Raw genomic sequence first — 25,933 nt, 5'->3', positions numbered from 1 at the left:
TTTGTGCACCGCACATTGACCTGGACCGTGGGAACGTTCCCACTATACTTCCCAGCCGTCCCCCACCCCCGGAGCCCGCCTTGTCCTCTCCGTCGATTGCCCCCGTCACCCCCGACCTGGTGCGCCTGCGCGCCACCGCCCGCGACAAGGACGACGCCATTGCCCAGGCCGCCCAGCTGCTGGTGGCAGCCGGTTGCGTGGCGCCGGGCTACGACGCCAGCATGCGGCGCCGCGAGGGCCTGGCGAATACCTTCCTGGGCCACGGCCTGGCGATCCCGCACGGCGTGGGCGAAGACCGGCACCTGGTGCGCCGCGACGGCATCGCGGTGTTGCAGCTGCCCGAGGGCGTGGAATGGAATCCCGGCCAGACCACCCGCCTGGTGGTGGGCATCGCCGCCCAGTCCGACACCCACATCACCCTGCTGCGCCGGCTGACCCGCCTGATCCAGGATCCGGCCCAGCTGGAAGCGCTGTTCACCACCGACGACCCGGCCGTGATCGTAGCCGCGCTGACCGGCGACCGCGCACCCGACACCAGCGCCGCCCCGGCCACCGACCTGGCCGAACGGTTCGAATGGACCATCGCCTACCCCAACGGCCTGCATGCGCGTCCGGCCACCCGCTGGGCGGAGACCGCGCGCGGCTTTTCGGCCCGCGCCCAGGTCCGCGCCGGCGACCAGGCCGCCGATGCCAAGAGCCTGGTCGGCCTGCTGCAACTGGGCCTGCGCGCCGGCGACAGCATTACCGTCTCGGCCGAAGGTAGCGATGCTCCCGCCCTGCTCAAACGCCTGCGCGCGGTGATGGACAGCCTGACCGCGCAGGAAAAGGCCGATGCCGAACGTGCCGCGCAACGCCGCGCCGCACCGGTCATCGGCTGGACCCCGCCGCAGGCGCAGCCGGCCATCGTCGGCATCGGCGCCAGCCCGGGCGTGGCGATCGGCGTCGTGCACCGCCTGCGTGCCGCGCAGACCGAGGTGGCCGACCAGCCGATCGGCCTGGGCGACGGCGGCGTGCTGCTGCATGACGCCCTCACCCGCACCCGCCAGCAGCTGGCCGCCATCCAGGACGACACCCAGCGCCGCCTGGGCGCCTCGGACGCGGCGATCTTCAAGGCCCAGGCCGAGCTGCTCAACGACACCGACCTGATCACCCGCACCTGCCAGCTGATGGTCGAAGGCCACGGTGTGGCGTGGTCGTGGCACCAGGCGGTGGAACAGATCGCCTCCGGCCTCGCGGCGCTGGGCAACCCGGTGCTGGCCGGCCGCGCCGCTGACCTGCGCGACGTGGGCCGCCGTGTGCTGGCCCAACTCGACCCGGCAGCGGCCGGCGCCGGCCTCACCGACCTGCCCGAGCAGCCCTGCATCCTGCTCGCCGGCGACCTGTCGCCGTCGGACACCGCCAACCTGGACACCGACCGCGTGCTTGGTCTGGCCACCGCCCAGGGCGGGCCGACCTCACACACCGCGATCCTGTCGCGCACGCTCGGCCTGCCGGCGCTGGTGGCCGCTGGCGGCCAGTTGCTGGATATCGAAGACGGCGTCACCGCCATCATCGATGGCAGCAGCGGGCGGCTCTACATCAACCCCTCCGAACTGGATCTGGACGCCGCCCGCACGCATATCGCCGAGCAGCAGGCCATCCGCGAGCGCGAAGCCGCCCAGCGCGCCCTGCCCGCCGAAACCACCGACGGCCACCACATCGACATCGGCGCCAACGTCAACCTGCCCGAGCAGGTGGCCATGGCCTTGACCCAGGGCGCCGAAGGCGTGGGCCTGATGCGCACAGAGTTCCTGTTCCTGGAGCGCGGCAGCACGCCCACCGAGGACGAGCAGTACCACACCTACCTGGCAATGGCACAGGCCCTGAATGGCCGCCCGCTGATCGTGCGTGCGCTGGACATCGGCGGCGACAAGCAGGTGGCGCACCTGGAGCTGCCGCACGAAGAAAACCCGTTCCTGGGCGTGCGTGGCGCGCGCCTGCTGCTGCGCCGCCCCGACCTGCTCGAGCCACAGCTGCGGGCGCTGTATCGCGCGGCCAAGGACGGCGCACGGCTGTCGATCATGTTCCCGATGATCACCTCGGTGCCGGAGCTGATCAGCCTGCGCGAGATCTGCGCACGCATCCGCGCCGAACTCGACGCACCGGAGCTGCCGATCGGCATCATGATCGAAGTGCCCGCCGCCGCCGCACAGGCCGATGTGCTGGCGCGGCACGCAGATTTCTTCTCGATCGGCACCAACGACCTCACCCAATACGTGCTGGCAATCGACCGCCAGAACCCGGAACTGGCCGCCGAAGCCGACAGCCTGCATCCGGCGGTGCTGCGCATGATCCGCAGCACGATTGAAGGCGCGCGCAAGCACGACCGCTGGGTCGGGGTGTGCGGCGGCCTGGCCGGCGACCCGTTCGGCGCCAGCCTGCTGGCCGGGCTGGGCGTGCAGGAACTGTCGATGACGCCCAACGACATTCCCGCAGTCAAGGCACGTTTGCGTGGCACGGCGCTGAGCGCGTTGCAGCAGCTGGCCGAGCAGGCGCTGCACTGCGAAACCGCCGAGCAGGTGCGTGCGCTTGAAGCACAGCGCGAGGGCCAGGCATGAGCCTGCAGGCCATCACCGTCACGCTGAATCCGGCGATCGACCAGACCATCCAGCTCGATCGCCTGCAACCTGGCGCCGTGCACCGCGCCAGCAGCGTGCGCAACGATGCCGGCGGCAAGGGCATCAACGTGGCCGCCTGTCTGGCCGACTGGGGCAGCCAGGTCGCCGCGCTCGGCGTGCTTGGCGTCGGTAACGCAGGGGTGTTCGAAGCGCTGTTCCGCGAGCGCGGCATTACCGATCACTGCCACCGCGTGGCCGGCGATACCCGCACCAACCTCAAGCTGGTCGAAGCGCAGGTCAACGAGACCACCGACATCAATCTGCCCGGCCTGCAGCTGGGCCAGGCGCATCTGCAAGGCGTGGCCGACCATCTGGCCCCGCTGCTGCGCGCCGGCTTGCCGGTGGTGCTCTCCGGCAGCCTGCCGGCCGGCCTGCCCGAGGACAGCTGGGCGCAGTTGCAGGCGCAGGCCGGCGCGGCGGGCGCACGCGTCCTGCTCGACACCAGCGGTGCGCCGCTGGTGGCCGCACTCGCTGCCGCTCCCGCCGCAATGCCGTATGCAGTGAAGCCGAACCGCCACGAGCTGGAAGCCTGGACCGGCCACCCGCTCGGCGACCGCGCCGCACTCACCGCCGCCGCGCATGCGCTGATCGCCCGCGGCATCCAGCTGGTGGTGATTTCCATGGGCACCGAAGGCGCGCTATTCGTGCAGCGCGACCAACAGCTCATTGCGCGCCCGCCACGGCTGGCGCAAGGCAGCAGCGTGGGCGCCGGCGATGCCATGGTGGCCGGCCTGGCTGCCGCGTTGCTGGACGACGCCACCGCGCTGGAACAGTGCGCGCGGTTGGCCACGGCGTTTTCGATGTGCCGGCTGGAAAGCGGCGACGCGCGCCGGATTACGCCCGAAGGCGTGCGCCGCGCTGCCGCCGCCGTCGTCATCGAGGCAATGCCGTGAGCGCAGCCGTCCACCGGCCACAGCGCGCTGCGCTGTGCGCGTCATCGCCGGCCGTACCGCCTTGCTGCGCTGCTATCTGGCAGCCGCGCGCCTAGCCCTTCGAATCCCCCCCGCCGGCTGCGCCGGCGACCGCAATATAGCAGGAGTTTTGCCATGTCCTCTTCCATCGTGGTCATCGCCGCCGGCGAACGCAGTACCGAGGCCGTCCTGGCCGCCGAAGCGCTGCGACGTGCGGCCACCGCCGCCGGCCGCAGCGTGACGATCGAAATCCGCAGCGACCAGGGCGTGCTGGGTGCCCTGCCCGCCGAGCTGACCCGTGGCGCGGCCCAGGTGCTGATAATCGGCGATGCTGACGCGGACACCGCCCGCTTCGGTGACGCGCCGCTGCTGCGCCTGAGCCTGGGCGCGGTGCTGGACGACCCGGCCGCTGCGGTCAACCAGCTCGCCACACCAGCAAGCGTTGGCGCCACACCCAACGCGGGCGGTGCGTCTTCCAATGCCAGCAAGCGCATCGTGGCGATCACCTCCTGCCCCACCGGCATCGCGCACACCTTCATGGCCGCCGAAGGCCTGCAGCAGGCCGCCAAGAAACTCGGCTACCAGATGCGGGTAGAAACCCAGGGCTCGGTGGGCGCGCAGGATGCGCTGACCGACGAAGAGATCCGCGACGCCGACGTGGTCATCATCGCTGCCGACCGCGAAGTGGACCTGGCCCGTTTCGGTGGCAAGCGCCTGTTCAAGAGCGGCACCAAGCCGGCGATCAACGATGGCCCCGCCTTGATCCAGAAAGCGCTGGCCGAAGCCGGCGTGCACGGCGGCGCGGCTCCGGTCGCAGGCGCCGCCAAAGCCGAAAACACGGGCAACGGCCGCACCGGCGCCTACAAGCATCTGATGACCGGCGTGTCGTTCATGCTGCCCTTCGTCACTGCCGGCGGCCTGTTGATCGCGCTGGCGTTCGCGCTCGGCGGCATCTATGCCGGCGACGATGCGCACCAGGGCACGCTGGCCTGGTCGCTGTTCCAGATCGGCGCCAAAGCCGGCTTCACCCTGATGGTGCCCGCGCTGGCCGGCTACATCGCCTACTCCATCGCCGACCGCCCCGGCATTGCGCCCGGCATGATCGGCGGGCTGGTCGCCGCCAACCTCAACGCGGGCTTCCTCGGCGGCATCATCGCCGGCTTCATCGCTGGCTACGGCGTGGCCGCGCTCAACCGCTACATCAAGCTGCCGCGCAACCTGGAAGGGCTCAAGCCGGTATTGATCCTGCCAGTGTTGGGCACGCTGCTGGTCGGCCTGGCGATGATGTACGTGTTCGGCCAACCAGTGGCCGACCTGCTGGCCTGGCTCACCGCCTGGCTGCGCGGCATGCAGGGCAGCAGTGCGCTGCTGCTGGGCCTGCTGCTTGGCGGCATGATGGCCTTCGACATGGGCGGGCCGGTCAACAAGGCCGCCTACGCGTTTTCCACCGGTCTGATCGCCAGCCAGGTCTATACCCCGATGGCCGCGGCCATGGTCGCCGGCATGACCCCGCCGCTGGGCATCGCGCTGGCCACCTGGGTGTTCCGCAACCGCTTCACCCTCGAAGAGCGTGGCTCGGCCACCGCCGCCGGCGTGCTCGGGCTGGCGTTCGTCACCGAAGGGGCGATTCCGTACGCCGCACGTGACCCGCTGCGCACCATTCCCGCCCTGGTGATCGGCTCGGCCGTGGCCGGTGCGATCTCGATGTCGGTTGGCGCCGAACTGAAGGCGCCGCATGGCGGCATCTTCGTGTTGCTGATCCCCAACGCCGTGACCCACCTGGCGATGTATGTGCTGGCCTTGCTGGCCGGCGTGGTGGTCACCGCCGTGGCCCTGCGCCTGCTCAAAAAGCCGGTGGCCGACGTCATCGCCTGACGCCGGCACCCTGCGGCGGCCGCGTGCCGCCGCACCCGACGTGCCGGACGCGCGTCACCCCTGATCGATCACCGCTGCGCCGCGTACCGATGTGCGCCGCCAACGGCTTGCCCACCCGCGTGCTGTCGCGTCCGCCATCTCGGCCACGCCCTCTTTGTTCGGAGTCCTGCCATGACCGCCCTGCCCTCCCGCCGCGCCCATCCCCGCCTGCTGTGCCTGTCGCTGGCCCTTGCGCTGGCCCCGCTCGCCCACGCGCAGGACGCCGCCGACGCCTTCAAACTCAAGCTCGGCTACACCGGCGAAGCCGCCTCGATGATCGACGGCGGCCGCAAGGGCGGCGACGCCTACGCCGGCCAGTTGATGGTCGGCACCGACGTCGATCTGAACAGCCTGTTCGGCTGGCACGGCGCCACCGTCAAGGCCTACGTCACCAACCGTCACGGCACCAACCTGTCCAACAGCAGCATCGGCAACAGCACCTCGGTGCAGGAAATCTACGGCGGCCAGGGCACCCGCCTGGCCAACCTGACCCTGGTGCAGAAACTGTTCGACGACCGCCTGGAACTGGAAGCCGGCCGCAGCGTGGCCAACATCCACTTCCTTGGCTCGGACCTGTGCCAGTACTTCCAGGGCAACTCGGCCTGCGGCAACCCCACCTTCGTGTTTCGCACCAGCAACTTCACCTACTGGCCGGTCTCCAGCTGGGCCGCGCACGCCACCGCCTGGGTCACGCCCAAGGTCTACGTGCATGTAGGAGCCTACGAAGTGAACCCGGTGCAGGCCCAGGACGGCCAGCACGGCCTGAAGTGGAGCACCGACGACACCACCGGCGTGGTGGTGCCCTACGCCATTGGCTACAAGAACAAGGGCGGCGACGGCACCTTGGCGGCGATGTACGAACTCGGCGGCTGGCAGGACAACTCCGACTACACCGACCCGCTACGCGACCGCAACGGCAACCCGGCCGTGCTCAGCGGCCTGGGCTATGAAAACAAGCAGGGCCGCTCCGGCTTGTTTGGCCGCTTCGAACAACAGGTCACCAACCCGAACCCGTCCGGCACCCAGGGCCTGACCGTCTTCGCCGCCATTCTCAAGAGCACCAGTGGCCAGGCCATCGAGGATCACTTCGTGCAGCTCGGCCTGGTGCAGAAAGGCACCTTCGCCAGCCGCCCGCAGGACAACATCGCCTTTGTGATCACCCAGCAGAAGTACAGCGACGAAGCCATCGAAAACTTGCGCCTGGCCCGCGCCTCCGCCGGCGGCACCGGCACCCCGGCCGACAACCAGATCATGATGGAGCTGAGCTACGGCATCCAGGTCACCAAGCGCCTGCGCATCGCGCCGAACCTGCACTACGTAATCAACCCGGACCAGTTCAACGAGCCGACCCGCAGCAACGATCTGAAGAACGCATTGATCGCGGGCATGCGGATCGATTGGAATCTGTGACCCGTCGAGAAGCTGCGCGCGTTGCGCGCATGCTTGGCGGGTACCACTGCTTGAAGTGAGTGGCGGGTGCGTTGCATCTGACTGCAGTGCAACGCATTACGTCGACTCGGTTGGCCTGGGCATTTGCCGGATATGGCCGACGAGTTTGATGAACCGCGTAGGCGCGCGACCGCACGCGATGTGGCTTTTTCAGCCGCCGCTGTCGCGCGCTAGGCAGTCGCTGTAATGACGACGTCGCATCATTGCGAATCTGATGTCGCACGCAGATTGATCGCTCTGTATTGCCTTTGGTTGCCGTAACGCGGCCCATTCTTCTCCAAGGTGGCACAGAGCCGGCCTTCGCCACAGGGAGCTAGGTCGGCACGCGAAACGCGATCCAGGTAGTCGATGGAAGCTCGAAGCTTTGCGAGTTCGGTTCGCTTTTCGTTGATGATGCCAACCGAATAGACCACCGCGCCCAGGCCCAACACGCCGGCCACGAGCATCGTGGCGGATGCAAGGCCCATGCGTCGCGTGATCTTTGTTTCCAAGGACTGCTGGGCCTGTGCGTAACGTCGAGTGGCTTGCTGCAATGTCTCATCCGCAGTGGTCATTTCTTTGTTGAATCGCTTGGCTGCCGGTTCCAGCGTCTGCGTCAACGCTTGATTGGTCAGCTGAGTGAGCCGCGGCAGTGCGTTCTCGAGCACCCGATTGACTTTGGAGTCGGCGCTGCCCACCGCGTTCTGGAGCACTTGGAGCTGCTCGGCGACCACATCGCGCAACCGTTGTTCGCGCTGCTGCATGGATGCCATCAGCGTCGTCAGCACCGTGATGGTCTCTTGCAACGACGCATTGGATGCGTTCAACGTCGCCATCAGTTCCGCCATTGCGGCGGCGTCTTGCCTGTCCATGAGGTCTCCTAAACTCGGCTGGTCACGGAAGAGATTCTGACTAACCGCCGCCCCCTCCACCACCACCACCGCCTCCTCCACCTCCGCCGCCGTCCCCTTGGGGACCGCTCTGCATTGGCCCCTTTGCAAACTCGGACAAGGTCATCACCATCACCGGCCCGCGGCTGGTGTTGATTTCCGCTGAGACATCCATCCCAAGCGCCTGGTGTGTGGCGACCTGCTCCTGCGCCTCCTGCTGGGCCTGCGCTTCCAGGAAATCATTGCCTTTTTTCAGCAACGCCTGCGTGGCTGCGCTGTTGGCCACACGATTTAGCGCCTGCTCAATCGCCAACTCGTTCTTGCTGTCGAGCGCGTAGAGCACCTCGTCCACATCCGGGTCGCCGGTGATGGATTTCCGCTCGGTTTGCAAAGAATCATCTGGCCCATCCCCTACCCCTGGACCGTTAGAGCGCTGAGTTAGATGTGGAAAGGTATCGGTTTGCTCAGCAGCTTCACTGGGCGAGCGACGCGCTTGCTCGCGCTGCGGGAACTCGTCGAGGCTTGCGCCGTCCACGCTTTGGATCTCGTCGCGAACGAAGGGATAGGGTTCTCCGCGCTCGCGATGCTCCTTCCATTCCTGGTGGAAGCGTTCGTCTTGCCGATCTGCCAGCTCAATTTCCTGTTGCAGCTGGCGTAGCGAGCGCATGGCCTCTTCCAGGAATAGGGCACCGCCCGGGTCTGCGACGCTGCGGTCCTGCGCCGGAGTCGATTGGGTGCGCAGGCCTTCCGCTTCCGCCGACCCGACAGGCAAGTGATTCTCTGCACTGGCTTCCAAGGACTGCTCGCGTGCCTGCGCGAAGTGTGCTGCGGGCAGCAAAGCCGCCTCCTGATAGGCATGCAGCGCGTCTGAAGGACGGGGCTGCTCTGCCTTGGTTTCTTGCTCCTCAGGAGTGGTAAGCGCCTTGGCCTGCGATGCAATCAATGCTTCTGCTGTCGCAGGCTTAGTTTGGGCCATGACGCGAACTGGCTTTGCTTCCTGCTCACGAGCCACGTATTGCTGACGGACCGACGCTTGCTCCATCTCTCCTTGCTGCGTTTTCACCTGGTAATGCAGTGCTGGCGGCACCACATCGCCCCCCGCGCTTTGCGAAAGTCGGTTGTAATTTTCCAGCTCAGTTGCAGGCATCTGAGGGCGCGCTATGTCGCGACTCTCCACTGCGGGCATTTTCAGCGCGTGCTCCGCTTCTTGCGCTTGACGCGGCTGCGCATCGCCTGGACCGGGCGTTTGCTTCAGCTGATCGCGCACGTCAGGAGCGAGGTGTTCGCGTGCCTGCTGGTTCTGTGCCTCTGGCTGTTGGCGCGCGCCCTCCTGCTGTAACTGAGGACGCGACGTGTGCTGAGTCAGCGCGGCATCCTGAGCGTGCGGTTGAGTGTCCGGTTGCGGCGAGGACTCCTGACGCTGGGCCTGCTGCTGATCGAGTCCTTGAGTGTGTTGCTGCTGATCATGTGTTTGCTGAGCCTGAGCTTCCTGGACCTCAACTTGCCGGGTTTCCTGAGCCTGGCGGTCTCGCTGCTCCCGCTGCTGGTTGTCCTCGGCTTGGCGTTCCTGCGCCTGTCGTTGCTGTACTTCCCTACCCTCACGCTCCTGCAGCTCGCGTTGCTGGCTGGTCTGTGCTTGGAGCTCCTGCACTTGGCGTTCTTCTAACTCACGTTGCTGCTCCGCTTGGCGTTGACCTTCCAGCGCTGTGTGCACCTGGAGCGCTTGCTCGCTTTGTGACCTGTCTTCGTGCTCAGGCTGTGCCTGCTGGATGTGCTCGCGCACCTGCGCTGTGTGTTGCTCTTGCGCGAGGCGATCTTGCTGTTCGCGTTCTTGCCGTGCCTGCGCAGCGACAGAGGCTTGCATGCGCGCCTGGATATCCAGCACCTGCTGCGGATTGGACGACTCGGAGGTCGAGGTGTCCGCCTCTGCCGTTCCCTCAGACACGCGTCCTAGGCTTGGCGACTGTGGTTGATTGCCTTGCGTCTCGCTCAACGCCTGCCGGATGTCTTCGCTGCTGGTGACGGCCACAACGCGAGTCACCCCATCGCTGCCGCGCTGAAGGTGCGCGATGGGGCTGTCATACCCGTATTGCCCCGACTCATTGCGTTGTAGCTGCTGCATGGTCGGCCCAGCGATGCCATTGGCGTCCCTAGTCCGCTGCGCGGCCAGCTCCACTGCCTGCTGGGTCTGCGGGTTGACGTTCAAATCGACGCCTGCGGCCCGGTAACGGTGCAGCAGTTCGTTGTGCTCTATCTGCGCAGCCGTGGGCGCGGGAAGCGCCTGGATCGACGCCAAGGCTTCCCGGGCACGCTCCAACGACGGCTGGCGCACCTGATCCGTCAGCTCCAGTTCGACCGCCAGATTGCCAGTGGCCACCCCGTCCTTGCCGGCCCACTGTCCGGACTCGTTCCGCTGGTAGACCTGGCCGTCGTGTCCCTGCACGTGGTCGTGCTTGGCCAGTGCGCTTTCCACGGCTGCCGGCACTTCCACTCCATGCGCCTGAGCCCGCTGCGCGGCATGGTTTTCCAAGTAGGCGAAGGCGATGGCTTCGCGCCCCGTGGCGATGTTGCTTTCGATGCGGCCAAGGGCTTCTTGGTTGAGCTGTTGCGCGCGGTCCCGGGAAGCGGTTTGGTGTTCGTAGCTGCCTCGGTCGGCAGCACCCGACACAGCGATTTTGACCTGTCGTTCCCACGCCTGGCTTTCCGGATTGCGGTGCCAGTTCTGGTTGTCTAGTCCAACTTGGTCGCTGGCCCGTGCTGGGAGGTTGAAGGGGTCCTGGGGCGGCGGCGCCTTGCCCAGTGCCAGTTCCACCGCCCTTGCGTTGGCCAGCGCGCCCAATTCCTGGGATTTTTCGTAGCTGGCCACCACGGGCTGCTCGCCGCTCGTGCGCCGGCCGTCCTGGGCGAGGTCAATGGCGGCTTCGCGCTGCCAGTTGCGACCGTTGAACTGCCACTCCACGCCCGCCTTGTCGGTTTGGTGGTAGATGGCGCGGTTGTCCAGCAAATCGGCGCCTTTGTCGAACGCCTTGCTCATCAACAGCGCGTCGCCGACCACCAACGCCGCGGGCACGAAGCCAGTTCCGCCCAGCGCTGCTGCCGTGGAGGCACCACCGGCCCACCCGCCCGCATTGCGGGCAATGGCATGCTGAACTTCCGATTGCGCGGCCGTGGCATTGCCCTGTTCCAGCAACTCGGCGGAACTGCGGGCAGTCAGCACTGCGTCTGCGCCGGTGGCCAGCAAGCCGCCCGAACGCACCAAGGTGCTGGCCGATGCATTGCCGAGCAACACTTCCATGGACGCCGCACCGCTCTGACCGCGAGGAACTCGCAGAGGTCTGGCGGCTTCCTCGCCCAGGGTGTTCTCGACGACAGCAACACCCCCCGGCGATATGGTCAAGCGCCCGCCGTGGTAAGCGTTTGAAATAGCCTGAGACAGACCATGCCGCTGGAGTTCGACCGCACCACCGCGGGTCAGAGGATTGGGGACGCTCTGGATATATTGGAGTGTGCCCACTACACGGCCTTCGGTGTGGGTGACGGCAGCCCAGCCATGATCTCTTGGCGCGTAGCCCTTCAAGCTCCGAAGTTGCGCAACATGGGCCTTTCCATAACCGACTTCGTTGCGAAAGAAATTCTGGACGCTTGGGCGAATATCGTCGGCGCGAAGGCCAAGTGGCGCATTGGTGTGCAAATCGCCATTAATGAGACCCACACGAACCGTGTCGCGGAGGGTCTCTACGCGTGCTGCAATCCGACCCAGGGCTTCTGGGTCGCCGCTCCGTGCGTCAATGTAGTCAGTGCTTCGTTGCAAACGCCGCAAGTTTTGCTGGAGCCCGATCTGGTAATCCGAGATAGGACCACCGCTATGCGGTGTGATGCCAAGTGTTTGTGCGAATGCAGGATCGGCTGGCAGGAATATCCGGTTTTCCGGGGCATGAATATCGAATTTCCCCTTTTCTGCCAGCATCTCCAAAAGTGGGCTTCGTTCAAGCGTCCTTTGCTCGATGGCATGATGATCTTGAAAAACAGGTCCGTTGCGAGGCATGAAGCAGGCTCCTTACTTCTCAGCGTTACCGCGCTGCTAGATGTCCGAGGCGTCGATAAACCACAGGCCGTCGGCATCGGTGTCGGTAGCGATACCTGCGGCAGCAGCCGCATCCTTGAAGAACCGATCGCAGAAAACCGTGTCGTTATAAGGGGTCTTGAAAACATGTGCGGCACCCAGCCGGTCATGCTTAAACGTGACGCTTGTGCCACCAGTCAAATCGTAAAACTTACCGTTGATGAACTCTTCGCCAGTCTCGATGGAGAGTATGGAAGTCGACTCGTCCAATGCGTCAATCTCTTGGACCACGTCACAGAGGTAGTAGCGCCGCCCCTCCGCTCCATCGGCGAGGCGGTAGTCTACTTCCGCAAAAGCAAAGGCTTTGGAATCGACCGATAGCATGACTCGATGAAGCCTCTCAGACACAAGCCAGTAGCCACTAAAACCAGCTTCCAAATCCCGCGGAGGAACACCTTTGCTTGGACTGTAGATCAATTGAGGCTTCTCCCGTAGCGCAGGAAAGCCCCCCCCTTCTGGCAAAAGAATCAAGCGCGGCGGCGTCAGCAATCTATCCAAGTTCACAAAGACGACGCCATGCCCGGGGCCGTTGATCGCGCCCGCTTCGAGGATGAAGAACTCACCAGCCTTAGGCTGATTGGCTGTTGTCGTTTCCATGGGTTGTATCCGTCATTGATTTATGTCACCGGGATCATTGCGGCACAGTCTAGCGCCGCAGCCTCATTTCCGGACAGACGGTGCAACGGTAGTGTTCTGTAACCCGCTCTAGATTTTTGACCTGACGCTCGGGATTGCGATGCCATTTCTGGTTGTCTAGTCCAACTTGGTCGCTGGCCCGTGCTGGGAGGTTGAAGGGGTCCTGGGGCGTCGGGACCTTGCCCAGCGCCAGTTCCACCGCTTTGGCGTTGGCCAGAGCGCCCAGTTCCTGCGATTTTTCATAGCTGGCGACCACGGGCTGCTCGCCGCTCGTGCGCCGGCCATCATGGGCCAGATCTATGGCCGCTTCGCGCTGCCAGTTGCGACCGTTGAACTCCCACTCAACGCCCGCCTTGTCGGTCTGGTGGTAGATGGCGCGGTTGTCCAGCAGATCGGCGCCTTTGTCGAACGCCTTGCTCATCAACAGCGCGTCGCCGACCACCAACGCCGCGGGCACGAAGCCAGTTCCGCCCAGCGCTGCTGCCGTGGAGGCACCACCGGCCCACCCGCCCGCATTGCGGGCAATGGCATGCTGAACTTCCGATTGCGCGGCCGTGGCATTGCCTTGTTCCAGCAACTCGGCCGAACGGCGGGCTGATACGCCCAGGGTTTCCTAGACATCTCAAGGCCATGGAAAATGGTCGATTCGGAGGTGTCTATGAGCAGCAAGCGATATACGGATGAGTTCAAGATCGAGGCGGTCCGGCAAGTGACTGATCGTGGGTTTGACCTCCTCCCTCTAGATCCTGAGGCAACGCCCCTTCCATGGGGTTGGAGATCAATAGTGGCGTCTCTCTCAACGGAGGAAATCCTTCTTCGTCCGGTTGCAAAATAAGCTGCGGCGGCGTCAAAAGAGGCTGCTCATTTTCGAAGATCACCCCATGGCCCTTCCTCCACGCCGGCCGTCCGGCAGCAGCTCGAAAAACTCGCCCTTTTTGGGCTGATTGGTGATGTTGGTTTCCATGTATTGCATCCCGTCCACAGGCTCACACCCATGGATTGCTGTGACCGAAGTCTAGCGCAATCATCGGCTGCATGGGCATTCAACTACTTCTGTCAGCCAATCTGGAGTTTGGCAGAAGGCCTGGTTGATAAGTGCGACTCGTTCTTCAGCGTCTGCTGCTCGATCTCATGATGATCTTGAAACCGACGCCCCCCGTGCGTGCTGAGGCAGCTGACGAGGTAGAACGCCAAGTTGTTTTGCTTCACCACCGCCTAACGCCTGAGTCAAGCCGCCCCGCAGCGGGGCAGCGACTACGTGCTAGCGTAGCGTAAAGCACGCTGGCGCTGCCACGATGTGGGGTCGGCTTGAACGAATTGTTAGGCCCATGCCCACCAGTTGACCGAGAGCCAGTAAGGCGCTAAGTTGACCTAAGGTACTCAACATACCTTCCGCTAGCAGTGCCCGCGACTGAAACGCGGTTTTTTTGCGTCCATAGTTTCTATGGCCGAGTAGCGTCCAGTCATACAAGACCCGGCTTGCCGGGGAAAGCTGGGGGCCGTCTAGCGGCGGTGTTGAAGTACTCGGTCGCCCTCTCAACAGGGGCGTAACTCAACAATCCGCTAGGAGCACCACTATGGCCGTAAAGAGAAAGACTGCGCAGCCGGAACTGCGTTTTTTAACCGTTGGCTATCAGGTCTACGAAAGCAAGCATAAAGATGTAGAGCGCCGGACCCTGCCGAGACAGGTACCGTTCTTGCGTTTGAGCGGAGATTGGTTGCAAGCGGCAGGATTTTCCGTAGGCCACAAAGCACAAGTGCAAGTGACCGAACGTGGCATCACAATCATTGCCGAAGAGTGATACTAACAATGCCGCAGACGGATCAGTTTCCGTCTGCGGCATTCTGTTTTTACGGGCCTAACGCCTGAATTAAGCCGACCCGCGAAGCGGGTTCGGCTTGAATGAATTGTTAGGCGCCAAGCCCAAGTTTTCCGCGGTAGCGACGTCCCCCCGCCCTGAGTAGCGGCCTGGTTTAGAGTCCGGGGTTGATGATATCGGTGTTTGCCAGATGTTGGGCATACGCAGCCGGCGTCATGCCGCCGATTGCTTTCTTGGGTCGGTCCTCGTTGTATTCGCGTCGCCAGCGTTCGATTTCGGTGCGCGCGTGCAGTAACGTCGGGAACCAGTGCTCGTTGAGGCATTCGTCGCGCAGTCGGCCGTTGAAGGATTCGACGTAGGCGTTCTGGTTCGGTTTGCCTGGCTGGATGAGCCGTAGTTGCACATTACGGGCATGCGCCCAGGCGACCATCGCCTTACCGCAAAACTCCTTGCCGTTGTCAGTGCGGATCACCTTCGGCAAACCGCGACGGTGCGCCAGTCGGTCCAGCACGCGCGTCACGCCGTGGCCCGAGATCGCACGCTCCACTTCGATGGCGACCGCTTCGTGGGTTGCATCGTCCACGATCACTAGACACTTGATCACCCGGCCTTCGGCGGTGCGGTCGAACACGAAGTCCATCGACCACACCTGGTTGGCCTGCGATGGCCGCAGCAGCGGTTGACGCTCGCCTATTGGGACCTTCTTGCGCTTGCGGCGGCGCACTTGCAGCTGCTGCTCGCGGCGACGTCCCCCCAATTTTGAGTAGCGCCTCAGTTTGGAGTCCAATTCCCTACCCCGAGGAGATTGGACGTGAAGAAACGTTTTACTGACGAGCAGGTCATCGGCTTTCTGCGCGAAGCCGAAAGCGGCGTCGCCATCAAGGACCTGTGCCGGCGGCATGGCTTCAGCGAGGCCTCGTACTACCTGTGGCGCAGCAAGTTCGGTGGGATGAGCGTGCCCGATGCCAAGCGGCTCAAGGACCTGGAGTCCGAGAACGCGCGGCTGAAGAAGTTGCTGGCCGAGCAGCTGTTCGAGAACGACCTGATCAAGGATGCACTGCGAAAAAAGTGGTAAGCGCACCGGCGCGTCGTACGCTGGTGCGCGAATGGATCGGGCGTGGTGCCAGCGAGCGTCGTGCGTTGGCAGTGATCGGTATGAGCGCCAGTGCACTGCGGTATTGCCCGCGCGAAGATCGCAATGGCGAACTGCGCGAACGCATCTGTGCGTTGGCGCATCGCCATCGCCGCTATGGCGTGGGGATGATCTATCTCAAATTGCGGCAAGAAGGGCGCATCGTGAACTACAAGCGTGTGGAGCGGCTGTATCGCGAGCAGCAGCTGCAAGTGCGCCGCCGCAAGCGCAAGAAGGTCCCAATAGGCGAGCGTCAACCGCTGCTGCGGCCATCGCAGGCCAACCAGGTGTGGTCGATGGACTTTGTGTTCGACCGCACTGCCGAAGGCCGGGTGATCAAGTGTCTGGTGATCGTGGACGATGCAACCCACGAGGCGGTCGCCATCGAAGTGGAGCGCGCGATCTCGGGCCACGGCGTGACGCGCGTGCTGGACCGACTGGCGCACAGTCGCGGTTTGCCGAAGGTGATCCGCACTGACAACGGCAAGGAGTTTTGCGGTAAGGCGATGGTCGCTTGGGCGCATGCCCGTAATGTGCAACTACGGCTCATCCAGCCAGGCAAACCGAACCAGAACGCCTACGTCGAATCCTTCAACGGCCGACTGCGCGACGAATGCCTCAACGAGCACTGGTTCCCGACGTTACTGCACGCGCGCACCGAAATCGAACGCTGGCGACGCGAATACAACGAGGACCGACCCAAGAAAGCAATCGGCGGCATGACCCCGGCTGCTTATGCCCAACATCTGGCAAACACCGATATCATCAACCCCGGACTCTAAACCAGGCCGCTACTCAGGGCGGGGGGACGTCGGCGGTACAACCGCTCCACACGCTTGTAGTTCACGATGCGCCCTTCTTGCCGCAATTTGAGATAGATCATTCCCACGCCATAGCGGCGATGACGATGTGCCAACGCACAGATGCGTTCGCGCAGTTCGCCATTGCGATCTTCGCGCGGGCAATACCGCAGTGCACTGGCGCTCATGCCGATCACTGCCAACGCACGACGCTCGCTGGCACCACGCCCGATCCATTCGCGCACCAGCGTACGACGCGCCGGTGCGCTTACCACTTTTTTCGCAGTGCATCCTTGATCAGGTCGTTCTCGAACTGCTGCTCGGCCAGCAACTTCTTCAGCCGCGCGTTCTCGGACTCGAGGTCCTTGAGCCGCTTGGCATCGGGCACGCTCATCCCACCGAACTTGCTGCGCCACAGGTAGTACGAGGCCTCGCTGAAGCCATGCCGCCGGCACAGGTCCTTGATGGCGACGCCGCTTTCGGCTTCGCGCAGAAAGCCGATGACCTGCTCGTCAGTAAAACGTTTCTTCACGTCCAATCTCCTCGGGGTAGGGAATTGGACTCCAAACTGAGGCGCTACTCAAAATTGGGGGGGCGTCGCCTGACCATCGGACGATCTTGAGTAGTAGGTAAGCCTGTCGCAGGATCAAACTCTTCTCCAAAGAAAGCTTGTAGGTACTCAGTATGGACCGGTTGCTCCCCGCCATAAATGAGCGGAATGGACAGGAAAATGACGTCTTCTCCGATCTCATCGATCAATCGTTGTAGAGCGGCTTGTTCTTGAAAGAATCCAGACTCAAGAAGCGAGGCCGCCGCACGAAGGCCAGATGGCAGGCGAGCAAGCTTTTGGACGATCGCTTGCTGAGGAAGCTGCTCGATATGACGATAGACAAAACCACCCTTGAACGGGACGGCATGTGGCGGTGGTGTCAGCTCGGCCAGCGCGGTCAAGGCCAGATCCATCTCGTCTAGGGTTTCTTGGTAGAGACGTGCTGGCATTTGTGTGTGAGCCCTAACGCCTGAATTAAGCCGACCGGCGAAGCCGGTTCGGCTTGAATGAATTGTTAGGTCGCAGCCAGTGTGCTGTGGAAATCACGCTTGTTCTCCTAGGAGTTCTCGCATGGCGCGCAACTTCCCTTGGCCAGCCTCCGTGTCTGCATCCGCAAGAAGCACCACGAAGATTAGGTCGAGCATGGCAGATTGCGGCTTTCCGCCCCATCGCGGATCAGAAGCTAGTTGAGACATCATCGGTGCAATGAATGGGCCAGTGAACTGTACGATCTCATGTTCTGGTGGTTTTTGATTCAGAGATCGATAAGCCAGCCACCTTTCTTGAACGAGAGCGAGGCCTTGCTTGATGTCTTTGTCTGCCTTGGATTTAGCGAAAGCGTTGATTAGCCTCTTGAGCATTGCGATGCTACCTCCGTGCGCCCTAACGCCTTAGTTAAGCCGACCCGCGAAGCGGGGTCGGCTTGAATGAATTGTTAGGCCGCGTCAGAGAAATGCTAGCCATCCAAAGTCTCTTTGAGAACCTCAAGGTGGTCTGCCGCAACGGCGTACACCTCAGCGTCGAAGTCGCACGGAAACGGCGTGTGAACTACGAGCTCAACCTTGAACCACGGACCGTCACTTGAGGTTGCCACGTACTCGCCCACAACGGGGATGCGAGAAAAATCTCGCTCCTCGTTTAGCCAGTCTCGTTGCTTCGGGCTACGGGTGTGCAGAAATACCTTCATGGTTACGATGAACTCCTTGAGCGGTCTAAAGCCTGAATTAAGCCGACCTGCGAAGCGGGTTCGGCTTGAATGAATTGTTAGGCACTCCGCAGGGTGCGCCGAAACCACTCATACATGACCTCCATAGCCAGCTTGGCATCCGACTCCAGTATCGTAGCTGGATGGACTTTTTGGGCCAAGAATCTGGTGCCGAATGCATCAGGGTGGTTAGCCGCTTTGCGGTGCGTGAACGGATTGCGCAGCTGCCGAAGCCTGTCGGTGCGGTCAAACAAATCATTTGGCAACGAAAGGTATTGGCGCCCGGCCTTAATCATTAGCTCAAATGTATGTCGCTCCTGCGCAGGAGCCAAGCTTTCTAGCTCTTCGCTAAGTGTGTGCTCTACGAAAGAAGTGGCAAGGAGCAATGCACCAACAAAGTGGCCGGAAACAAAACAGAGCCGCGCTTCTTCCAGCATGTGGAGGATCGTTAGATCACCCATGACCGCGCCCGGATGAAAGTAGTGCTGAGCCAGCCACTCGATCCGATCTACGCGATCGGCCCGCGACGAATCATCAGCACGCGCAAGAGCTTCAGTAAGGTTCTCACGAGTGGCTGGAATGGGCATAGTGGTGCCTAACTACTATTGGACCGCCGAAATGCGGTGTTGCACGGAGTATCTTCGATCGCTGGCGCTTTGTGAATGGGGAAATCTTAGCCGCGATCACGGGATTACGCGACGGCAAGCGGACTCCACCATCGCGAGGCTTCCAGCCTTATCAAGCAAGGACGCTGGCGTATGAAATACACCCCCAAAAACAATGGCGTAACAGCACGTCCGCCGACGCGGCTGCTCGATCGAGTGCGCGACCGCTTGCGCGTTCGGCACCACAGCCTGCGCACTGAGCAGGCGTGTCTCAGTTGGACACGGCGCTTCATCCTGGCCAGCGGCTCTCTACCGCAACGTACCGCGTATCGATCGGCATCACGTGTGCGACGAGATCCTTAGTGTTCAATCTTGAGTAGTGGCGTCACAGTGCACAGCATGCAGTCGCGACGCCCCACGCCAGAAACGAAAAAACCGCGCAATGCGCGGTTTTTTCGTCACACCTTTTGCCAACCCATCAGGGACGGCGCGCCAGCGCCTCCACGTCCTTGGCCTTGGGCAGCAGATCCTGCTTGGTCACCGCGAACGGCCCGATGCTCAGCATCGGCACGGCGACGATCACCGACGAGATCACCACGATCACCGCGCCAATCATGTGCGTCTCGGCCAGGCCTTCCATCGACTCGCCGCCGTAGATGTACAGCGCCAACGCCGACAGGAAGAACATCACCGCGGTAATCACCGTACGCGACAGCGTCTGGTTGATCGAACGGTTCAACACTTCCAGCGGCTCGACGCGCAAGGCACGGAAATTTTCACGCACACGGTCGAACACCACGATGATGTCGTTGATCGCAAAGCCCATCACCGACAGCAGGCCGGCCAGCACGGTCAGGTCGAACTCGCGCCCGGTCAGCGACACGAAGGCCACCGTGACCAACAGGTCGAACAGCGCGGTCAGGCTGGCCACCACCGCAAACTTCCACTCGAAGCGGAACGCGATGTAGATCAGAAAGCCCACCAGCATGAACACCGTGGCGTAGACACCGTTCAAGGCCAGGTCCTTGCCGACCTGCGGGCCGACGAATTCGCCCGGCTGCACGGTGGCGGGGTTCTGCGGGGTGCTGACGGCCTTGCGCACTTCTTCTGCGACGGTGCTTGCGGCATCGTCGCGGTTGTTGTGCTGCTCACGCGCCTGCAGGCGGATCATCACTTCGTTGCCGCCGCGTGCGTTCTGCACCTGGGCGTTTTCAAAGCCGGCCTTGGACAGCTGCTCGCGCACCTGGTCCACGTCCACGGTTTTCTGGAAGGAGGTCTGCACCAGCGTGCCGCCGGTGAATTCCAGTGCGTAGTTGAAGCCCTTGCCGACGATGACGCCGACCGAGGCGACCGCGATCACCAGCATCAGGATCAGCACCGGCTTGCGCAGGCGCATGAAGTCGATCTTGGTGTCGTTGGGAATGAGATGAAGCGGGAACAGTTTCATGAAAAGAGCTTCCGTTGGACGACCGCACCGTCAAGGTCCGGCCGCTTGCGCAGGGATTCCTGCTGCGGCGTTGCGCAAAGGCGCGCGCGCCGCAGCAGGACTCGCATCTCAGATGGCCACAGACTTGAGCTTCTTGCGGCGGCCATAGATCAGAACCGCCAATGCACGCGAAACCGTGATCGCAGTGAACATCGAGGCAAAAATACCGATCATCATGGTCAACGCAAAACCGCGCAGCGGCCCGGTGCCGAAGGCATACAAGGCCACCGCCACGATCAGGCCGGTGAGGTTGGCGTCCAGAATGGTGCCGCCGGCCTTTTCGTAACCCGCCGCAATCGCCGATTTGGCCGGCACACCCAGGCGCAATTCTTCGCGGATACGCTCGTTGATCAGCACGTTGGCGTCCACCGACAGGCCCACCGACAACGCCAGACCGGCAAACCCCGGCAGCGTCATGGTGGCACCGAACAACGACATCACCGCCACCACGATCAGCAGGTTGAACAGCAGCGCCACCGAGGTGATCGCGCCGAACACGCGGTAATAGATGGTGAAGAACACCAGCGTGAACAGGAACGAATACACCACCGCGGTGACGCCCCGCTCCACGTTCTCCGCACCCAGGCTCGGGCCGATCACGTATTCCTCGACGAAGTCCATCGGTGCGGCCAGCGAGCCGGACTTGAGCAGCTTGGCCAGATTCTCGGCCTCCACCTTCTCAAGACCGGTGGTCTGGAAGTTCTTGCCGAACACGCCAGCGATGCGGGTCGGCGACAGCGCTTCTTCCTTGACCCGCACGCTGCGCACTTCCTTGCCGTCGACCATGGTCACGGTGGGAATGCGTTCGATGTAGACCACCGACATCAGCTTGCCGACGTTGGCGCTGGTGTAATCGAGCATGCGCTGGCCGGCCACGTTGTTGAGCGTCACTGCCACTGCGGGCATGCCGTTCTGGTCGGTGCTGACGCTGGCGCTGACCATCTGGTCACCGGTCACCAGCGCGCGCTTGTTGAGCAGCACCGGCGCGCCGGTGTCACGCACGCGGTAGACCTTGGCTTCCGGCGGGATGCTGCCGCTGCGCACGGCGTCTTCGGCATTGCCTTCGACCACGGCACGGAATTCCAGCGAGGCGGTGGCGCCGATCAGGCGCTTGGCCTCGGCCGTGTCCTGCAGACCGGGCAATTCGACCACGATGCGGTCTTCGCCCTGGCGCTGGATGGTCGGCTCGGACACGCCCAGTGCATTGACCCGGTTACGCAAGGTGGTGAGGTTCTGCTCGATCGCGCCGCTGGCGATCTGCTTGAGTTCGGCCTCCGGCACCTTCACCGAGATGGTCTGGCCGCTGACGTCGTAGGTCAGCGTTGGCTGCGACTTGGCCAGCGCGGTCCGCGCGGCATCGGCGCTGGCGCCCTCGCCCAACGAGACCTGGATGCTGTTGTCGCCACGACGCTCCACCGAGCGATACGCAATGCGGCCATCGCGCAGCGTGGTGCGGATGTCCTCGGCAAAGCCCTCCAGGCGCTTTTCCAGCGCGGCTTTCTGATCGACCTGCATGGCGAAGTGCACGCCGCCGACCAGGTCCAGACCCAGCACCATCGGCCGGCCGCCCAGCTTGGCGAGCCAGTCCGGCACCGTGGATGCCAGGTTCAGCGCCACCGTGTAGTTCTCGCCCAGCTGCTGGCGCAACACGTCGTTGGCACGGGTCTGCGCCTGCAGGGTGGGCAGGCGCACCATCAGGCTGTCGCCTTCCCGGGTCACCGCCTTGGGCGTGATGCCGGCGCTCTTGAGGTCGGCGTCGATCCGGCTGCGCAACGCGTCGTCCAGCTGCGCACCGCGGCTGGCGGTGATCTGCACGGACGGGTCTTTCTGGTAGACGTTGGGCAGCGCATACAACGCGCTGACCGCCAGCACCACCAGGATCAGGAAATACTTCCAGCGAGGAAATTCGAGCATTGCGACAGTCCCGCGCGGCACCATCCCGGCGCCGCGCCTAGCAGTGAGAACGACTTCAGGCGGCCGATACAGCGTCGCGAGCGGTCATCCGGTGGATACGGGCAGTGCATGGAGCAAAAGCGCCCGGGGGCGTGGTCCGACTTCGTGCACCGACTGCGCCCACCAGAGGGTGCGCGCAGCTGTGGTGTTGCAGGTGTTCACTTGCAGCGACGTCTTGAGCTGACCCAAGCACGCATTGGCAGCGCAACGACAGCGGAGTGTACGAGCGGCCCCTGCCGTTTTCGAGCACCTGCCGGCAGCGCCGGACGGTGCCCGCTGCCGATGACGCGACTTAGCTGGCGGACTTCAGCGTGCCCTTGGGCAGCACGTGGCCAACGGCGCTGCGCTGCACGCGGATGCGCACGTTGTCGGCCACTTCCACGGTGATGAAGTTCTCGCCGATGTCGGTGATCACGCCAGCCACGCCGCCGGAGGTGATGACTTCATCGCCACGCGACAGCTTGTCCAGCAACGCCTTGTGTTCCTTCTGGCGCTTCATCTGCGGGCGGATCATCAGGAAGTACATGACCGCGATCAGGATGATCGGCAACGCGAAGGTGGACAGGCTTCCCATCGGGCCGGGGGCCGGCGCGCCGCCAGTGGCCTGCGCCTGGGCGACGGGGATCAGGAAATCGAGCAGATTCATTCTATGCATCCTAGGTTTGGTGCCAGCGCGCCCAGCGGCCCGCTCGCCATTCAGGTACCGCCGGAGCGGAACAGCCGGGAATTATGCCATGCGGGTCCCACGCCGTCCGCGCCAGGGCACGGACGGCAGGTCTCAGCTGGATTCCCCGGGCAGCGGCGGCGTGGTGGCGCCGCGTGCCGCATAGAAGGACCGCCGGAACTCCACAAAGGTTCCCGCCGCGATCGCCGCGCGCATGTCGGCCATCAGTTTTTCGTAGTACCAGAGGTTGTGCAGGGTGCCCAGCATCGGCGCCAGCATCTCGTTGCAGCGGTCCAGATGGCGCAGGTACGCGCGCGTGTAGCCGCTGCTGCAGGCGTGGCAGCCGCAGCCCGGCTCGATGGTGTCCAGGTCGCGTTCGTACTTGGCGTTGCGGATGCGCACCGTGCCGAACGAGGTGAAATAGTGACCGTTGCGGGCGTTACGGGTGGGCATCACGCAGTCGAACATGTCCACCCCGCGCGCCACGCCTTCGACCAGATCCTCCGGCCGGCCCACGCCCATCAGGTAGCGCGGCCGCTCGGCCGGCAGGCGCGGATGCAGGTGTTCGAGCATGGCATTGCGCTCGTGCTCGGGCTCGCCCACCGCCAGGCCGCCGATGGCATAGCCGTCGAAGCCAATGGCCTGCAAACCGTCCAACGAGCGGCTGCGCAGGTCCGGGTGCACCCCACCCTGCACGATGCCGAACAGCGCCGCGTCATTGCCCAGCCCGTCATGCGCCTCACGCGAGCGCTGCGCCCAGCGCAGGCTCAGCTCCATCGAACGCCGCGCGACGTCTTCGGTGGCCGGGTACGGCGTGCATTCGTCGAAGATCATCACGATGTCCGAATCGAGCACCTTCTGGATCTGCATACTCTCTTCCGGCCCCAGGAACACCCGCGCGCCGTCGGTTGGCGAGGAGAACGTGACGCCTTGTTCGGTGATCTTGCGGCGATGCGCCAGCGAAAACACCTGGAAGCCGCCGGAGTCGGTGAGGATCGGCCCGTCCCAGCGCGCAAATCCGTGCAGCCCACCGTGGTCACCGATCACGTCCAGGCCCGGGCGCAGGTACAGATGGAAGGTATTGCCCAGGATGATCTCCGCGCCCAGCGCGCGGATCTGCTCGGGCAGGATGCCCTTGACCGACCCATAGGTGCCCACCGGCATGAACGCCGGCGTCTCCACCGTGCCACGCGGAAAGGTCAGGCGGCCACGGCGCGCATGGCCGTCGGTGGTCTGGAGCTGGAACTGGAGTCGGGACATTGGAAGGCCGGGAATGGGGAATCGGGAGTTGGGAATCGGAGAAGCGGGTGGCGATGGCAGAACGTGTGGCGGCAAGCCCTACGATTCCCCATTCCCGATTCCCCACTCCCGGCTCCACAACAACATCGCATCGCCATAGGAGAAGAAGCGATAGCGCTGCGCGATGGCGTGTGCGTAGGCGGCGAAGATGCGGTCGCAGCCGGCGAAGGCCGAGACCATCATCAGCAGCGTGCTTTCGGGCAGGTGGAAATTGGTGACCATCGCATCGACGCTGCGGATGCGGTAGCCGGGCAGGATGAAGATCTGGGTTTCGCCGGCGAACGACTGCAATTCGCCGTGCGGGGCGTCGTCGGTCTTGCGCCAGGCGCTTTCCAGCGAGCGCACCACGGTGGTGCCCACCGCGATCACGCGGCCACCGCGCGCACGGGTGCGGCGCACCTGCTCGACCAGCGCGGCGCCCACATTGAGCCACTCGGTGTGCATCACATGCTTGTCCAGCGCATCCACGCGCACCGGCTGGAAGGTGCCGGCGCCCACGTGCAAGGTCACATGGCCGAACTCCACCCCGCGCTCGCGCAGGCGCGCCAGCAGGGCTTCATCGAAATGCAGGCCGGCGGTCGGCGCAGCGACCGCGCCCACTTCGCGCGCGAACACGGTCTGGTAGCGCTCGCGATCGTCCAGCCCCGGCTCGCGGCGGATGTACGGCGGCAGCGGCAGGCGCCCGGCGTCGAGCAACCAATGCTCCAGCGGCGCGGGGATGTCGAAACGCAGCAGGTAGAACTCGCCGTCGCGGCCCAGCACCTCGGCCTGGCCACCGGCGTCCAGCGCGATCACGCTGCCGGCCTTGGGCGACTTGCTGGCGCCGATCTGCGCCCGCGCCTGCTGCCCGCCGAGCAGCCGCTCGATCAGGATCTCCACCCGCCCGCCGCTCGCCTTCTGCCCGAACAACCGCGCCGGGATCACTCGGGTGTCGTTGAAGATCAGCAGGTCGCCCGGCTGCAGCAGCTCAGGCAGATCGCGCACCTGCCGGTCACTGAAGGCCGCCGGCGTCGGCGGCACCACCAGCAAACGGCTGGCCGCCCGCTCGGCCAGCGGCGCCTGGGCGATCAGCTCTTCGGGTAGGTCGTAATGGAAATCGGACTTCTTCAAGGCGTGGCGGTACAGCGGTTTGGGGGCGCTAGTTTAGCGGGACATGCTGAGGCAGGTTTGGCAGCCTTTTCCTCCAGGGAAACAAGACCTGCGGAGATCGCGGAGGTAGCAGATCCTTCTCCCATCGGGAGAAGGTGGCGCGCAGCGCCGGATGAGGGTACGGGCGAAGCATAATGCGCTCAAATATTGCAGAGGCTTCGCCCCGTACCCTCACCCCAACCCCTCTCCCGGGGGAGAGGGGCTTGCTAGCTCGCGAATCATGGCTCTTACGATTCCCGATTCCCCACTCCCGATTCCCTGCCCCTCACCGCTCGAACTTGGTCGACAGAATGATCGAGGAGGTGGTGCGCTCCACGCCGTCGATGGCGCCGATGGCGTCGGTGAGCACGTCCATGGCGTCTACGCCGCCGACCACGCCCAGGGCGATAAGGTCGTAGGGGCCGCTGACCGAATGCAGCGCGCGGATGTCGGCGATCTCGCGCAGGGCCTTGACCACCGCGGGCATTTTCTTCGGCAGCACGGTGATCAAGATGTGCGCGCGGATGCGGCCGTGTTCGTAGGCGTCGTGGGTGCGCACGGTGTAGCCGCTGATCACGCCTTCACGCTCGAGTTTCTCCAGCCGGCTTTGCACCGTGGTGCGCGAGAGCCCGAGCCGGCGCGCGATCTGCGCGGTGGAGGCGCGCGCGTCCTCGCGCAGCAGGGACAACAACTGCTCGTCGGCGGGTGTGATCTTCATTTCGGCCATTCATTT

Annotated in this window: 19 protein-coding genes and 4 pseudogenes; 6 read left to right on the top strand and 17 right to left on the bottom strand. The window is 64.0% G+C overall.

Translation table 11 applies throughout. The features are described 5' to 3' along the window. Positions 1–80: 80 nt before the first annotated feature. From ptsP to ACCQ09_RS09205, 4 genes are all read left to right on the top strand, one after another. Positions 81–2,597 carry a phosphoenolpyruvate--protein phosphotransferase gene (gene ptsP, locus ACCQ09_RS09220; RefSeq protein ID WP_040941157.1) on the top strand — a complete coding sequence of 839 codons (2,517 nt, stop codon included), beginning with the start codon at positions 81–83 and terminating at the stop codon, positions 2,595–2,597. Beyond that, positions 2,594–3,550: a 1-phosphofructokinase gene (gene pfkB / locus ACCQ09_RS09215; RefSeq protein ID WP_040941156.1), complete on the top strand. Its 957-nt coding sequence runs from the start codon at positions 2,594–2,596 to the stop codon at positions 3,548–3,550. The genes ptsP and pfkB overlap by 4 nt, the downstream gene beginning before the upstream one ends. 153 nt (positions 3,551–3,703) lie before the next feature. After that, a complete protein-coding gene (locus ACCQ09_RS09210; protein ID WP_040941155.1) occupies positions 3,704–5,443 on the top strand; it encodes a PTS fructose transporter subunit IIC in 1,740 nt (579 codons plus the stop codon). Positions 5,444–5,614: 171 nt separating this feature from the next. Then, positions 5,615–6,892 carry a carbohydrate porin gene (locus ACCQ09_RS09205; RefSeq protein ID WP_012438081.1) on the top strand — a complete coding sequence of 426 codons (1,278 nt, stop codon included), beginning with the start codon at positions 5,615–5,617 and terminating at the stop codon, positions 6,890–6,892. A gap of 239 nt (positions 6,893–7,131) precedes the next feature. Here the strand turns inward: ACCQ09_RS09205 and ACCQ09_RS09200 are convergent, their stop codons facing one another. The 5 genes and pseudogenes from ACCQ09_RS09200 to ACCQ09_RS09180 all read right to left on the bottom strand — a co-directional run. Beyond that, positions 7,132–7,782, bottom strand: a complete 651-nt coding sequence (locus tag ACCQ09_RS09200) for a hypothetical protein (protein ID WP_040942294.1) — start codon at positions 7,780–7,782, stop codon at positions 7,132–7,134. Positions 7,783–7,822: 40 nt separating this feature from the next. Then, positions 7,823–11,095, bottom strand: a complete 3,273-nt coding sequence (locus ACCQ09_RS09195; protein WP_323370233.1) for a hypothetical protein — start codon at positions 11,093–11,095, stop codon at positions 7,823–7,825. Between the two features lie 786 nt (positions 11,096–11,881). Beyond that, positions 11,882–12,520 carry a DUF1629 domain-containing protein gene (locus ACCQ09_RS09190; RefSeq protein ID WP_040941153.1) on the bottom strand — a complete coding sequence of 213 codons (639 nt, stop codon included), beginning with the start codon at positions 12,518–12,520 and terminating at the stop codon, positions 11,882–11,884. 115 nt (positions 12,521–12,635) lie between these two features. After that, positions 12,636–13,160, bottom strand: a pseudogene (locus tag ACCQ09_RS09185) (hypothetical protein); the annotation flags it as partial. A gap of 130 nt (positions 13,161–13,290) precedes the next feature. Further along, positions 13,291–13,523: pseudogene (locus ACCQ09_RS09180) on the bottom strand (imm11 family protein); the annotation flags it as partial. 613 nt (positions 13,524–14,136) lie between these two features. Between ACCQ09_RS09180 and ACCQ09_RS09175 the strand changes: the two are divergent. Beyond that, a complete protein-coding gene (locus ACCQ09_RS09175) occupies positions 14,137–14,361 on the top strand; it encodes a SymE family type I addiction module toxin (protein WP_080640084.1) in 225 nt (74 codons plus the stop codon). A 172-nt stretch (positions 14,362–14,533) separates the two neighbouring features. On the opposite strand, the pseudogene ACCQ09_RS09170 reads toward ACCQ09_RS09175, so the two are convergent. Continuing rightward, positions 14,534–15,121, bottom strand: a pseudogene (locus tag ACCQ09_RS09170) (IS3-like element IS1404 family transposase); the annotation flags it as partial. A 69-nt stretch (positions 15,122–15,190) separates the two neighbouring features. On the opposite strand from ACCQ09_RS09170, the gene ACCQ09_RS09165 reads away from it, so the two are divergent. Next, positions 15,191–16,293 (top strand): IS3-like element IS1404 family transposase gene (locus tag ACCQ09_RS09165; protein WP_100101058.1). Its coding sequence is split into 2 segments (ribosomal slippage): positions 15,191–15,449 and positions 15,449–16,293, totalling 1,104 coding nucleotides; the frame shifts between segments, so codons are not numbered across the junction. Between the two features lie 35 nt (positions 16,294–16,328). Here the strand turns inward: ACCQ09_RS09165 and ACCQ09_RS09160 are convergent. The 11 genes and pseudogenes from ACCQ09_RS09160 to ACCQ09_RS09110 all read right to left on the bottom strand — a co-directional run. Continuing rightward, positions 16,329–16,843: pseudogene (locus ACCQ09_RS09160) on the bottom strand (IS3-like element IS1404 family transposase); the annotation flags it as partial. A 44-nt stretch (positions 16,844–16,887) separates the two neighbouring features. Further along, positions 16,888–17,262 (bottom strand): hypothetical protein, encoded by a 375-nt coding sequence (locus tag ACCQ09_RS09155; protein WP_162871131.1) that lies wholly within the window; start codon positions 17,260–17,262, stop codon positions 16,888–16,890. 141 nt (positions 17,263–17,403) lie between these two features. After that, a complete protein-coding gene (locus ACCQ09_RS09150) occupies positions 17,404–17,721 on the bottom strand; it encodes a hypothetical protein (RefSeq protein WP_033837308.1) in 318 nt (105 codons plus the stop codon). 95 nt (positions 17,722–17,816) lie between these two features. Then, entirely contained in the window at positions 17,817–18,047 is a 231-nt protein-coding gene (locus ACCQ09_RS09145; RefSeq protein WP_029819658.1) for a hypothetical protein, read from the bottom strand. Between the two features lie 77 nt (positions 18,048–18,124). Then, positions 18,125–18,652 (bottom strand): hypothetical protein, encoded by a 528-nt coding sequence (locus ACCQ09_RS09140; protein WP_180334358.1) that lies wholly within the window; start codon positions 18,650–18,652, stop codon positions 18,125–18,127. Positions 18,653–19,148: 496 nt separating this feature from the next. Further along, entirely contained in the window at positions 19,149–20,117 is a 969-nt protein-coding gene (gene secF, locus ACCQ09_RS09135; RefSeq protein WP_040941150.1) for a protein translocase subunit SecF, read from the bottom strand. A gap of 108 nt (positions 20,118–20,225) precedes the next feature. Continuing rightward, on the bottom strand, positions 20,226–22,070 hold the full coding sequence (secD, locus tag ACCQ09_RS09130; protein ID WP_029216986.1) for a protein translocase subunit SecD: 1,845 nt from the start codon (positions 22,068–22,070) through the stop codon (positions 20,226–20,228). Between the two features lie 331 nt (positions 22,071–22,401). Then, positions 22,402–22,755: a preprotein translocase subunit YajC gene (gene yajC / locus ACCQ09_RS09125; protein WP_011037519.1), complete on the bottom strand. Its 354-nt coding sequence runs from the start codon at positions 22,753–22,755 to the stop codon at positions 22,402–22,404. Positions 22,756–22,887: 132 nt separating this feature from the next. After that, positions 22,888–24,033: a tRNA guanosine(34) transglycosylase Tgt gene (gene tgt / locus ACCQ09_RS09120; protein WP_040941148.1), complete on the bottom strand. Its 1,146-nt coding sequence runs from the start codon at positions 24,031–24,033 to the stop codon at positions 22,888–22,890. Positions 24,034–24,111: 78 nt separating this feature from the next. Beyond that, entirely contained in the window at positions 24,112–25,182 is a 1,071-nt protein-coding gene (queA, locus tag ACCQ09_RS09115) for a tRNA preQ1(34) S-adenosylmethionine ribosyltransferase-isomerase QueA (RefSeq protein WP_011037521.1), read from the bottom strand. A 304-nt stretch (positions 25,183–25,486) separates the two neighbouring features. After that, positions 25,487–25,918: an Lrp/AsnC family transcriptional regulator gene (locus ACCQ09_RS09110; protein ID WP_040942293.1), complete on the bottom strand. Its 432-nt coding sequence runs from the start codon at positions 25,916–25,918 to the stop codon at positions 25,487–25,489. Between the last annotated feature and the right edge of the window lie 15 nt (positions 25,919–25,933).

Origin of the sequence: Xanthomonas sp. NCPPB 2586, assembly GCF_041475775.2 — a bacterium.
Lineage (GTDB): Bacteria > Pseudomonadota > Gammaproteobacteria > Xanthomonadales > Xanthomonadaceae > Xanthomonas > Xanthomonas campestris.
The sequence above is the reverse complement of the archived record's forward strand: the minus strand, read 5'-3'. Positions and strand labels throughout refer to the sequence as shown.